Raw genomic sequence first — 11,737 nt, 5'->3', positions numbered from 1 at the left:
GCGGAGGCGGCGGAGAGGTTGCCGGCCGCGTCCTTGGCCTTGACCGTGTACGAGTACGCGGTGGACGCGCTCAGACCGGTGTCGGTGTACGAGGTGCCGGCGGTGGTCCCGACCAGGGTGCCGCCCCGGTACACGTTGTAGCCCGTGACGCCGACGTTGTCGGTGGAGGCGGTCCAGGTCAGCGCGGCGCTGCTGGCGGTGGTGGTCGCCGCCAGGTTGGTCGGCGCGGTCGGGGCGGTGGTGTCGGAGGTGCCGCCGGAGGCGGTGGTGACGCTCAGCGCCGCGGAGGCGGCGGAGAGGTTGCCGGCCGCGTCCTTGGCCTTGACCGTGTACGAGTACGCGGTGGACGCGCTCAGACCGGTGTCGGTGTACGAGGTGCTGTTGGTGGACCCGACCAGGGTGCCGCCCCGGTACACGTTGTAGCCGGTCACGCCGACGTTGTCGGTGGAGGCGGTCCAGGTCAGCGCGGCGCTGCTGGCGGTGGTGGTCGCCGCGAGGCCGGTGGGGGCGGTCGGGGCGGTGGTGTCCGCGGTGCCGGTGCCGACCGCCGGGTAGGCGTTCTTCAGCAGCTCCTGGAACTGGGCCGAGAACCAGTGGCCGGCCACCGGGGCGTTCGGCAGCGCGCCCGACATGTTGTTGTTGTTGCGCGGGTTGCCGGTGTACGTCGGGTCGCACATCCGGTCGAAGCCCTTGCCCTCGTCGTTGGCGATGGCCGAGCTCGCGCCGTCCGACTCACCCGGGGGCTTCACCCACACGTACGCGGCGATGCCGTCCTCGGGGGCCGCCTTCGGACGCTCGCCGAGGCCCGCGCCGGACTGGTTGCACCAGTTGCCGGTCTGGAAGCGGCGGTCGATCCGGCCGCCGTCGACGTACGCGTCGACCGAGGTCTTCGGGCCCGGGCCGGTCGGACGGTTGGCGCCGCCCCAGCCGTTGCGGGAGGTGTCGATCAGCATGCCGATGTTCGAGTTGAACCCGGAGGCGATCGCCTTGGTGCGCCACGCCTTGGCGTAGGACGCCTCGTCGACGTAGTAGTTCCAGTCGACCCACTTGCTCTGGCGGACCGAGGTGCCGTTCACCGAGTCGTTGACGGTGAAGTTGGGCTCGTGCAGCGCCGAGTAGTTGGCGGTGTTGACGATGAAGCCCTGGACGTTGTTGACCGTCGAGCCGGACGCGGTGGCGGCCTGCTTGATGGTGTCGATGGCCGGCTGGAGGTTGGAGTCCCAGCCGAGCCAGCCGTGGTGGCCGGCGTCCACGTAGTTGTAGACGTTCGGGATCGCGCCGAGCTTGGCCAGCGCGTAGCCGACGCCGTTGACGTAGTTGCCGTTGGCCTTCATGACGTCGCACGCGGGGGTGGCGGTGGCGGTGCCGCCCGCGTTGGTCACCAGGTTCGGCAGCGAGTCGATCTCGACCGTGGTGACGATCCGCAGGTTCGCGTAGGCCGGGTCGGCCAGGATCGCGGCGATCGGGTCGATGAACTCGCTCTTGTAGCGCGGCAGGTCGGTGGGGCCGAGCTCGCCGTTCGAGGCCAGGGCGGCGCAGTCGCGGCCCGGCAGGTCGTAGATGACGACCTGGAACACGTACGGCTTGCCCGCGGCCTGCTGCACCGCGGCGTTCAGGTGGTCGCGCAGACCCATGACGCCGTTGCCGCCGGCGATGGCCGCGATGCGGTCCATCCAGACGGCGGTGGGCTGGTTGGCGACGGCCGAACCGCCCGGCTCGGCGGCGGCGTGGGCGGCCCACTCGGGGTTCACGTAGACCCCGGCGCCGACGAAGGGGTTGTCCACACGGGCCGCCGCGTGGGCGGCGGTGGTCGACACGGCAAGGGGGAGCAGGGTCGCGGCGCTGAGCACCGCGGCCGCTGCCGCCGTCCGGAGACGGCGCGTCAGATTTGCCGACACGGTAAGGGAGTCCTTTCGGGTGGGGGACGGACTCGACGGAAGAGCTCCCAACTAATGGGAGCGCTCCCATACTTGGCCTGGGCTGAGACCAACTCAGCTCGGGGACAACCGATATGAAGCCATGACCTCGCACTCCCGTCAAGAAGTTCGACAGAACCCGTGGGAGCGCTCCCGCCAACCTCGATGGACGCCGCCCGTCGCCGTCCGGCCGTCCGGCCCCCGCCCCGGGGCGGGCACCACCGCCGCCCCGACAGGCCCGCTGAACACCACCGTTCACCACCGCACCGGAGCGGTTCGCCGACGCCCCGTCCCGCCCGGCCCCGGCCGGCGCCCACGCCTCTCCGGCAGCCGCTCCCCCGCACCCCGGACACACCCGCCGCCACCCGAAACTTTCACGCCCGGCCGGCCCGCACGTGGCAGGCTGTCCCCGATCCGCAGGAGGTATCCCGTGCCCACCCGCCCCGCCTTCGACGACGACCAGCGCCGCGCCCGGCTCGCCCGGCGGCACCGGCTGGCCCCCGGCACCGCGGCCGACCGCGCCGAGCAGGTGGTGGCGGACCTGGTCGCCGTGCACGCCACCGACCCCGCCACGGTCTTCCTCGCCGTCGCGGCCCGGCTCGCCGTCCCGGGCGTCGCCGACACCGAGCGCGCCCTGTACGCCGACGGCACCGTGCTGCGCCGCCACGGCCCGCGCAAGACCCTCTTCGCGATCCCCGCCGAGCTCGAACCGGCGCTGTACGCCTCGACCACGGCGAAGGCCGCCGCCGCCGAACGCGCCCGCCTGCTCAAGGACTTCGCCGCCTCCGGCCGGGACGCCGCCTGGACCTCCGCCGCGCAGGACGCCGTGCTGGCCGCCCTCGCCGATGCCCCGGACGGCCTGACGGGCAGTCAACTGAGCGAGCTGGTACCGCAGTTGCGCGAAACGATCGACTACGGCGTCGGCACCTCCTACCAGACCGTCCAGCCGGTCGGCATGCGGCTGCTGCGGCTGCTCGGCATGGAGGGCGCCATGGTCCGCCGCCGTCCGCTCGGCGGTTGGACCAGCAGCCGGCACCGCTGGGTGCCCGGCCCGCCCGTCCCCGCCGTCCCGTCCGCCGCCGAACGGGCCGCCGCGCAGGCCGAGTTGGCCGGGCGGTGGCTGGCCTCGTACGGCCCGGCCGGCGAGCAGGACCTGGTCTGGTGGACCGGCTGGGGCGTCCGCGAGGTGCGGGCCGCGCTGGCCGCGTGCGCGGCCGTCGAGGTCGGACTCGCCGACGGCACGACCGGTTTCGTGCTGCCCGACGACCTCGAACCGGTCGCCGAACCCGCCCCCTGGGCGGCCCTGCTCCCGGCCCTCGACCCCAGCGTGATGGGCTGGAAGGACCGCGACTGGTACCTCTCCCCCGGCCACCGCTCCGAACTGGTCGACCGCTCCGGCAACCTCGGCCCCACCGCCTGGTGGAACGGCCGCGTGGTCGGCGGCTGGGCCCAGCACCCCGACGGCGAGGTGCGGTTCGAACTCCTCACCGACCCCGGCACCGAAGCCCGCGAGGCCCTCGCCGCGAAGGCCGCCGCCCTGCGCGCCCTGCTGGCCGAGACCCGGGTCACCCCGCGCTTCCGCACCCCGCTCGAACGGCGGCTCACCGGCTGACCCGCCGGGGCGGGAGCGCCGGGATCAGGACTCGGGACTCGGGGCTGGGGGCTGGGCGCTCAAGCCCGGTCTGATCCGGTCGCGGCGACGGACGACACGGCGAGGAACGACACGGCGACGGACGACGCGGCGACGGACGCCGGGTTCACGCCCACAGGGCCTGGGCGATCGCGTTGCCGGTGAAGGCCGCGCCCAGGCCGGCGGCCACGCTGCCGGCCGCGTTCGCCACCGCGTAGAACCGGGCGCCGCTCTCGGCCAGCCGCAGCGTCTCGTAGGAGAACGTCGAGTACGTCGTCAGCGCCCCGCAGAACCCGGTCCCCACCAGCAGTTGGAGGTGCGAGGAGGCCGCCCCGGCCGCCACCGCGCCGGTCAGCAGCCCCAGCACCATCGACCCGGCGACGTTGACGACGAAGGTGCCCCACGGGAAGAGCGTGTCGTGGCGGGACTGCACCGCCCGGTCGGTCAGGTAGCGCAGCGGCGCGCCGACGGCCGCCCCGACGATCACCAGCAGCCAGTTCACTTCTTCCCCCTGTCGCGGCCGACGTGCCGGACGACCTCGCACGCGTCGAGGACCACCGTTCCCCCGGTGACGAGTTCGTCCAGTTGCGGCAGGAACGCCCGTACCCGCTCCTCGGCGTCCACGATCACGACCGCCACCGGCAGGTCGTCGCTGAGCGACAGCAGCCGGGCGGTGTGCACCAGCGAGGAGGCACCGAAGCCCTCGACGCCTCGGAACACGCTCGCCCCGGCCAGTCCGGCGGCGTGCGCCCGGTGGACGATCTCGCTGTACAGCGGCCGGTGGTGCCAGAGGTCGTCCTCCCCGACGTACACCGTCACCCGCAGCGCGCGGCCCGTGAGTCCGGTCATCGTGTCCTCCGCCCGATCACCCGGCGGGCCGCCTGTGCGCCCGCCCACACCGCCGCCGTCGCCGCGGCCAGCGTCGCGGCCAGGTACCCGAGCGCCGTCGCGGCGTGGCCGCCGTCGACCAGGCGCTGGATGTCCACCGTGTAGGTGGAGAAGGTCGTGAAGCCGCCCAGCACGCCGGTGCCGAAGAACGGCCGCACCAGCCGGTGCGCCGCCCACGCCTCGGTGATCACCACCAGGAAGACGCCGATCACCGCGCAACCCACCGCGTTCACCACCAGGGTGCTCCACGGGAAGAGGCCCGGCGCGGTGGGCCAGGCGAGCGCGATCGCGTAGCGGGCGCTCGCGCCGAGCACGCCGCCGACCGCGATCACGGCGAGGACCGGCAGCAGGCCCTGATCACGGCTGCGGGCGGGCCGCTCGGCGGGGGCGGCTTCGAGGTCGGGGTCGACGGGCTCGGCCGTCGCCCCGGCGCGGGATCGTTCCACGGGCATGCGTCTCCTACTCGCGCGGCGCCCGGACGTGCGGGCGCGACCGTCACAAGTAGGGACCGTTGGCGGCCACTGCCGCGGTTCGGGTCCGGCGGGCCCCACCGCCGTTCAACGCCCGGAGGCGTTGCGCTCCCACCTTACCCCCGGCGGGTCGTCCCGCCGAACCGGGGAACCGGCCCCGGCCCCCACCGCACCTGCGCCGATCACGGACCGTTGCGGGCGTCGCGCGACGCGTCCGGAGCGTCCGGAGCGTCGGGGCGATCGGGGCGGCGGCCGAGGGAGAGCTGCATCAGGAGGGTGTCGATCCAGCGGCCGTGCTTGTGGCCGACGGCGGTGAGGCGGCCCGCTTCGGCGAAGCCGAGGCGGCGGTGCAGGGCGACGGAGGCGTCGTTGCCGGGGCTGGCGATGACGGCGACGAGTTGGCGGAGGTCGGTGCGGACGCAGGCGTCGATCAGGGCTGCGAGCAGGGCGGTGCCGTGGCCGTGCCCGGTGTGCTCCGGGGCGAGGTAGACGGAGTCCTCGGCGGTGTGGCGGTAGGCGGGCTTGGGGCGCCAGGGGGCGGCGTAGGCGTAGCCGACGGCCCGACCGGAGACCTCGGCGACCAGGAAGGGCAGGGCGCGGGCGGCGAGTTCGTCCAGGCGCAGGTGCCAGTGGTCGGCGGGCGGCGGGGTCTCCTCGAAGGTGCTGACGGTGTGTCGGACGTAGTGCGTGTGGATCTCGGCCACGGTGTCCAGGTCGGCGGGGGCGGCCGGGCGGATCAGGCGTTCGGCGGCGGTCACGGGGGCGAGTGTGGGCGGCGGTGCTGGTGGGCCCGGAGCCGCTGCCGCTGGACGCCCGGGTCCTGCACGGGCGCAGGGCGGGCTGAGCGGGCCGCGCCGAACGCGGCGGCCGGTCGGCGGCGCTGCCCTCCGGCGCGGTGCTGCCCCTCGGCGCCCCGTCGTCGCCCGCGCCCGCGCCCCGTCGCCGCCCCCGCCCCGCCCGTCCCCCGTCCGTCCCCCGCCCGCGCCCGTTCCGGCCTAGCGTGAGGGGACGGCGACGGAGGGAGCACCCGGTGTTCGAGCGGTTCTCGCGGGCGGGGACGGGCAGTGCGAAGTGGGCGCGGGCGGGGACGGGGCGGATCGCCATGGGGGTGGCGGACATGGACCTGCCGGGGCCGCCGGCGGTGGCGGCGGCGCTGCGGGCGCGGGCGGGTCACCCGGCGTTCGGGTACCCGGTGGCGGAGGACGCGGACCGGGCGCTGGTGGCCGACTGGTACCGGCGGCGGCACGGGGTGGCGGTGGACCCGCGCTGGGTGATGCTGCTGCCGTTCGCGCCGGGCACGGCGGTGCGGCTGCTGCTGGAGGCGGTGCGTCCGCTGGCGGGTCCGGCGGTGTTCGTGACGCCGGAGTGGGGCGGTTTCGCCCGGGTCTGCCGGGCCGCGGGGGTGGACACCCGGGAGCTGCCGCTGCTGGCGACCGGCGACCCGGGCGACCCGTACCGGCTGCCGCTGGCCGGGGTCGCGGCGGCCCGGCCGGGCCTGGTGCTGCTGAGCAGCCCGCACAACCCGACCGGGCGGATCTGGCCGGCCGGGGACGTCCGGGCGCTGGCCGCGGCCGCCGCCCCGGGGCTGCTGGTCTCGGACGAGGTGCACGGCGACCTGCGGCACCCGGACGCGGGCGTGGAGCAGCCGGTCGCGGTGGCGGTGACCGGCGGGGCGCCGAACGTGGTGACGCTGAACTCGGTCGGCAAGACCTTCAACGTCTCGGGCCTGCCGAGCTGCTTCGTGCTGGTGCCGGACCCGGGGCTGCGGGAGCGGCTGGCGGCGGTGATGGCGGGTTTCGGGCTGTGGGAAGGGGGGCTGCTGGGCGCGGTCGCGCAGCGGGCGGCGCTGGCCGAGGGCGGGCCGTGGCTGGACGCGCTGCTGGCGCACCTGGTGCGGGCCCGGGAGCTGGCGACGGCCGCGCTGGGCGGTGCGGTGCTGGCCCGTCCGCAGGCGTCGTACCTGCTCTGGCTGGACGGGGCGGGGCTCGGCACCCGGGAGGAGCTGCTCACCGAGCGTCATGTCGAGCTGGCGGACGGGTCGGATTTCGGAGCGGCCGGTTCCGGGCGCCTGCGGCTGAATTTCGCCCTGCCACTGGACCGCCTGCGCACCGCTCTCACCCGGCTGACCTGCGAGGAAGGCGCTCGGGCGGCATCGAGGTTTGCCCCGGAGCAGACTGAGCAGGAACAACCGGGCTCAAGTCGCGAACCGAGGGATGGTGAAACCCGGTGACATCTGTACGTCCGCAACAGGCCGCTCCGGCCGTCGATCCGGTACACAGCGTGACGCTCCGGACGGAGCTGACCGAGGCGTCGGCCGAACGGCACCTGGGCGCCATCTGCTTCAAGATCGGTCCTCCGGCGCTGGTCGGGGTGGAGGCGGAGTGGTTCGTCCACGACGCCCGATGTCCGGGCTCCCCGGTGGATCCCGACCGGGTGGCGGCCGCGCTGGCGGTGCTGCCCGACTCGGCCGACGGCCCGGTGCTCCCGGCCGGCTCGCGGCTGACGCGTGAACCCGGCGGGCAGGTCGAGCTCAGCTCCCCGCCCGCCGCCGATCCGGCCCGCTGCGCGGCCGGGCTGAGCGCCGACCAGGCGGTGCTGCGGGCGGTGCTGGCCGCCGAGGGCCTGCGGCTGACCGGCAGCGGCACCGACCCGATGGACCGCGAGCGGCGGATGCTGGCCACCCACCCGCGCTACCGGGCGATGGGGCGCTACTTCGACCGCGGCGGGCCCTGGGGCCGGATCATGATGACCGGCACCGCCTCCGTGCAGGTCTGCGTGGACGTCGGTACCGAGGCCGACTGCGTCGAACGCTGGCGGCTGACGCACGAGTTGGGGCCGGTGCTGGTCGCCGCGTTCGCCAACTCGCCGCTGCTGGAGGGCCGTCCGACCGGCTGGAAGTCGACCCGGCAGCTGGTCTGGTCCCGGATGGACCCCTCCCGGACGCTGGCCCCGCCGCCGTCCGCCGACCCGCGCGACGCCTGGGCCCGGTACGTGCTGGACGCCGCGCTGCTGTGCGTGCGCCGCTCCGACGGGCTGCCGTGGGACGCGCCGGCCGGGCTGACCTTCCGCGGCTGGCTGCGCGGCGCGGGCGAGCGGCCCGCCACCCTGGCCGACCTGGACTACCACCGCACCACGCTGTTCCCGCCGGTGCGCCCGCACGGGTACCTGGAGCTGCGGATGATGGACGCCCAGCCCGCCGAGGGCTGGCGGGTGCCGCTGGCCCTGGTCAGCGCGCTGCTGGACGACCCGGTGGCGGCCGACGAGGCCCGCGCCGCGCTGGAGCGGCTCGGCCACGCGGGCAGCCGCGCCCCGCGCTCGGGCCTGTGGCGGCGCGCCGCCGCGCTCGGCATGGCCGACCCGGACCTGCGCCGCGCCGCCCTGCTGTGCTTCGCCGCCGCCGAACGCTCGCTGGCCCGCCGGGGCAGCGAACTGCGCACCCCCCTGGTCGAGTTCGCCGAGCGCTACCCGGCCCGCGGCCGCTGCCCGGCCGACGACCAGCTGACCGCCCTGCGCACCGGAGCCGCCGTCCTCCAGGAGGACGCCCCGTGCTGACCGCCACCCCTTTCGTACGGCAGGAGGACGCCCCGTGCTGAACGCCGACCGGACCGACCCCGCGCTGCTGCGCGACCTGATCGCCGTCGAGCTGCTCGCCGCGCGGGAGCGCACCGCTCAGCTCACCGAGGCCGTCGACGACGCCGAACTCGTCGCCCAGCACTCGCCGTTGATGTCGCCGCTGGTGTGGGACCTGGCGCACATCGGCAACCAGGAGGAGCTGTGGCTGCTGCGCAACGTCGGCGGCCGCGACCCGCTGCACCCGGAGATCGACCCGCTGTACGACGCGTTCGAGCACCCGCGCGCCGAACGCCCCCGGCTGCCGCTGCTGCCGCCCGCCGAGGCCCGCGCCTACGCGCACGAGGTGCGCGGCCGGGTGCTGGACCTGCTGGCCGCCTCCCCGCTGGAGGGCGCGCCGCTGCTGGACGCCGGGTTCGCGTTCGGGATGATCGTCCAGCACGAGCAGCAGCACGACGAGACCATGCTGATCACCCACCAGCTGCGCACCGGCCCGGCCGTGCTGGACGCCCCGCCGCCGCCCGCCGCCACCGGCCCGCTGCCCGCCGAGGTCCTGGTCCCCGCCGGGCCGTTCACCATGGGCACCGACACCGAGCCGTGGGCCCTGGACAACGAGCGCCCGGCCCACCCGGTCGAGCTGCCCGCGTTCTGGCTCGACACCACGCCGGTCTCCAACGGCGCCTACCAGCGCTTCATCGCCGACGGCGGCTACCGGGACCCGCGCTGGTGGACGCCCGAGGGCTGGGCGCACCGGATGTCGGCCGGCCTGGAGGCGCCGCTGTTCTGGCGGCAGGAGGGCGGGCAGTGGCTGCGCCGCCGCTTCGGCCACCTCGAACCGGTGCCGGAGGACGAGCCGGTGCTGCACGTGAGCTGGTACGAGGCCGACGCGTACGCCCGGTGGGCGGGGCGGCGGCTGCCGACCGAGGCGGAGTGGGAGAAGGCCGCCCGGCACGACCCCGCCACCGGCCGCTCCCGGCGCTTCCCGTGGGGCGACGCCGCGCCCGGCCCCGAGCACGCCAACCTCGGCCAGCGGCACCTGCGCCCGGCCCCGGTCGGCGCCTACCCCGAGGGCGAGTCACCGTACGGCGCACGGCAGTTGATCGGCGACGTGTGGGAGTGGACGGCCAGCGACTTCACCGGCTACCCGGGGTTCGCGGCCTGGCCGTACCAGGAGTACTCGGAGGTGTTCTTCGGCCCCGAGTACAAGGTGCTGCGCGGCGGCTCGTTCGCGGTCGCGCCGGTCGCCTGCCGGGGCACCTTCCGCAACTGGGACTACCCCGTGCGGCGGCAGATCTTCGCCGGCTTCCGCACCGCCCGCGACGCCGAGCCCCGCACCGGGAACGGCGCCGGACCGGGCTCCGGCGGGCCCCGCGGCGGGGCCGGCTCCGGCCGCGACGGTTCGGGCCGCGGCGGCTCGGGGGCGCGCGCCTGATGTGCCGCCACTTCGCCTACCTGGGGCGCCCGGTCCCGATCCGCTCGGTCCTGCTCGACCCGCCGTACGGGCTGCTGCGCCAGTCCTGGGCGCCCCGGCTCCAGCGCCACGGCACCGTCAACGCCGACGGCTACGGCGTCGGCTGGTACGCGCCCGGCGACGAACGCCCGGCCCGCTACCGGCGGGAGGGCCCGATCTGGGCCGACGGCGACCTCGCCGACCTGGCCCGGGTGGTCAGCTCGCACGCCGTGCTCGGCGCCGTCCGCTCCGCCACCCCCGGCTGCGCCGCCGGGGCACAGGCCGCCGCCCCGTTCGCCGCCGGGCGCTGGCTGTTCAGCCACAACGGCGCCCTGCCCGGCTGGCCGGGCGCCTTCGCCCCGCTGGCCGCGCTGCTGCCCGCCGCCGAGCTGCTGGAGCTGGAGGCGCGCACCGACTCGGCGCTGCTGTGGGCCCTGGTGCTCAACCGGCTGCGCGCGGGCGGGGAACTCGGCGAGTCGCTGGCCGAAGTCTGCCTGCTCGCCTCGGAGTCGACCGAGTCCCGGATCAACCTGCTGGCCACCGACGGCCGTTCGCTCGCCGCCACGACGTGGGGCGACACCCTGTTCCAGCGCCGCGACCCGGACGGCTCGGTGCTGCTCGCCTCCGAGCCCTTCGACGACGGGCCCGGCTGGTCCGAAGTCCCCGACCGCACCCTGCTGGTGGCCGACGCGGCCGGCAGCTCGCTGACCCCGCTGGCCGCCGTCGGCCCGCGCATTCGAGAGGACGCCCCGCGATGACCGGATACCGGCTCACCCGTCTGCTGCCCCCCGACCACCTGCACCACGCGCTGCGCGCGGACGTCCGCGAGGGCCTGGGCGGCCGACCCAAACGGCTGCCCCCGAAGTGGTTCTACGACGCCCGCGGCTCCGAGCTGTTCGAGGAGATCACCCGGCTGCCCGAGTACTACCCCACCCGGGCCGAACGCGAGATCCTCGCCGCCCGCGCCGACACGATCGCCGCCACCACCAGGGCCCGCACCCTGGTCGAACTCGGCTCCGGCTCCTCCGAGAAGACCCGCCTGCTGCTCGACGCGCTGCGCACCGCGGGCACCCTGGAGCGCTACGTCCCGGTCGACGTCAGCGAGAGCGCCCTCGAGTCCGCCGCGAAGGCGCTGATCGCCGAGTACCCGGGGCTGGACGTCTCCGCCGTGCTGTCCGACTTCACCCAGAGCCTGGGCCTGCCCGACGGCGGCGGCCCCCGGCTGGTGGTCTTCCTCGGCGGCACCCTCGGCAACCTGCTGCCCGCCGAACGGCACGGCTTCCTGACCGGCCTGCGGGCCCAACTCATGCCCGGCGACTGGCTGCTGCTCGGCACCGACCTGGTCAAGGACCCCGCCGTCCTGGTCGCCGCCTACGACGACGCCGCCGGGGTCACCGCCGCGTTCAACCGCAACCTGCTGTCGGTGCTCAACCGCGAGCTGGACGCCGACTTCGACCCCGGGCAGTTCGAGCACGTGGCGCTCTGGGACGCCGAGCACGAGTGGATCGAGATGCGGCTGCGCTCCCTGCGCGACCAGACCGTCAAGGTCGCCGACCTCGGCCTGCCCGTGCACTTCGAGGCCGGCGAGGAACTGCACACCGAGGTATCCGCGAAGTTCCGCCGCGAGCGCGTCGAACGCGAACTCTTCGCCTCCGGCCTGCGCCTGACCGACTGGTGGACCGACGACGAGGGCCGCTTCGGGCTCTCGCTCTCCCGCCCCTTCGAGGACAGCTCGGACTGACCGGTCCGTCGGGGACCCGGGCCCGCTGCCTGCGGTTTGTCCGCCTTATTCGCTGGCGCGGGCCCGGTGCCG

The 11,737-nt window shown here is 75.5% G+C and carries 11 protein-coding genes; 6 read left to right on the top strand and 5 right to left on the bottom strand.

Translation table 11 applies throughout. The features are described from left to right. Window positions 1–1,886, bottom strand: a 1,886-nt coding sequence (locus tag ACIP60_RS02735; RefSeq protein WP_400679918.1) for a glycoside hydrolase family 6 protein, incomplete at its 3' end; no start/stop codon positions are given. A gap of 460 nt (window positions 1,887–2,346) precedes the next feature. Between ACIP60_RS02735 and ACIP60_RS02730 the strand changes: the two genes are divergently transcribed. Continuing rightward, window positions 2,347–3,528, top strand: a complete 1,182-nt coding sequence (locus ACIP60_RS02730; RefSeq protein ID WP_400679233.1) for a winged helix DNA-binding domain-containing protein — start codon at window positions 2,347–2,349, stop codon at window positions 3,526–3,528. 145 nt (window positions 3,529–3,673) lie between these two features. Here the strand turns inward: ACIP60_RS02730 and crcB are convergent, their stop codons facing one another. The 4 genes from crcB to ACIP60_RS02710 form a co-directional block, all read right to left on the bottom strand. After that, entirely contained in the window at window positions 3,674–4,048 is a 375-nt protein-coding gene (crcB, locus tag ACIP60_RS02725; RefSeq protein ID WP_100839432.1) for a fluoride efflux transporter CrcB, read from the bottom strand. Beyond that, complete coding sequence (locus tag ACIP60_RS02720; RefSeq protein WP_400679230.1) at window positions 4,045–4,395, bottom strand: DUF190 domain-containing protein; 351 nt, start codon at window positions 4,393–4,395, stop codon at window positions 4,045–4,047. Before ACIP60_RS02720 ends, crcB begins: the two co-directional genes overlap by 4 nt. Next, window positions 4,392–4,886 carry a fluoride efflux transporter FluC gene (locus ACIP60_RS02715; RefSeq protein ID WP_400679228.1) on the bottom strand — a complete coding sequence of 165 codons (495 nt, stop codon included), beginning with the start codon at window positions 4,884–4,886 and terminating at the stop codon, window positions 4,392–4,394. The genes ACIP60_RS02720 and ACIP60_RS02715 overlap by 4 nt, the downstream gene beginning before the upstream one ends. A gap of 200 nt (window positions 4,887–5,086) precedes the next feature. Next, entirely contained in the window at window positions 5,087–5,662 is a 576-nt protein-coding gene (locus ACIP60_RS02710; RefSeq protein WP_400679226.1) for a GNAT family N-acetyltransferase, read from the bottom strand. A 272-nt stretch (window positions 5,663–5,934) separates the two neighbouring features. On the opposite strand from ACIP60_RS02710, the gene ACIP60_RS02705 reads away from it, so the two are divergent. The 5 genes from ACIP60_RS02705 to egtD are packed head-to-tail and all read left to right on the top strand — an operon-like array spanning window position 5,935 to window position 11,665. Next, window positions 5,935–7,134, top strand: coding sequence for an aminotransferase class I/II-fold pyridoxal phosphate-dependent enzyme (locus ACIP60_RS02705; protein ID WP_400679223.1), 1,200 nt, complete (start codon window positions 5,935–5,937; stop codon window positions 7,132–7,134). Between the two features lie 50 nt (window positions 7,135–7,184). Next, window positions 7,185–8,456 carry an ergothioneine biosynthesis glutamate--cysteine ligase EgtA gene (egtA, locus tag ACIP60_RS02700; protein WP_400679221.1) on the top strand — a complete coding sequence of 424 codons (1,272 nt, stop codon included), beginning with the start codon at window positions 7,185–7,187 and terminating at the stop codon, window positions 8,454–8,456. A 34-nt stretch (window positions 8,457–8,490) separates the two neighbouring features. Next, window positions 8,491–9,906 (top strand): ergothioneine biosynthesis protein EgtB, encoded by a 1,416-nt coding sequence (gene egtB, locus ACIP60_RS02695; protein WP_400679219.1) that lies wholly within the window; start codon window positions 8,491–8,493, stop codon window positions 9,904–9,906. Next, the gene (gene egtC / locus ACIP60_RS02690; RefSeq protein WP_400679216.1) at window positions 9,906–10,682 is read left to right on the top strand and encodes an ergothioneine biosynthesis protein EgtC; all 777 of its coding nucleotides are present in this window, start codon (window positions 9,906–9,908) and stop codon (window positions 10,680–10,682) included. The genes egtB and egtC overlap by 1 nt, the downstream gene beginning before the upstream one ends. Next, window positions 10,679–11,665, top strand: coding sequence for an L-histidine N(alpha)-methyltransferase (egtD, locus tag ACIP60_RS02685; protein WP_400679213.1), 987 nt, complete (start codon window positions 10,679–10,681; stop codon window positions 11,663–11,665). Before egtC ends, egtD begins: the two co-directional genes overlap by 4 nt. Window positions 11,666–11,737 lie beyond the last annotated feature (72 nt).

Source organism: Kitasatospora sp. NPDC088783, assembly GCF_044750705.1.
In the GTDB taxonomy this organism is placed as follows: domain Bacteria; phylum Actinomycetota; class Actinomycetes; order Streptomycetales; family Streptomycetaceae; genus Kitasatospora; species Kitasatospora fiedleri.
This window is presented reverse-complemented; position numbering and strand designations above follow the sequence as displayed.

What these genes read in the sequence shown, in the direction of transcription:
- ACIP60_RS02720 (WP_400679230.1), bottom strand. Translation starts at nt 4,395, where the DNA reads ATGACCGGACTCACGGGCCGCGCGCTGCGGGTGACGGTGTACGTCGGG.
- ACIP60_RS02715 (WP_400679228.1), bottom strand. Translation starts at nt 4,886, where the DNA reads ATGCCCGTGGAACGATCCCGCGCCGGGGCGACGGCCGAGCCCGTCGAC.
- egtC (WP_400679216.1), top strand. Translation starts at nt 9,906, where the DNA reads ATGTGCCGCCACTTCGCCTACCTGGGGCGCCCGGTCCCGATCCGCTCG.
- egtD (WP_400679213.1), top strand. Translation starts at nt 10,679, where the DNA reads ATGACCGGATACCGGCTCACCCGTCTGCTGCCCCCCGACCACCTGCAC.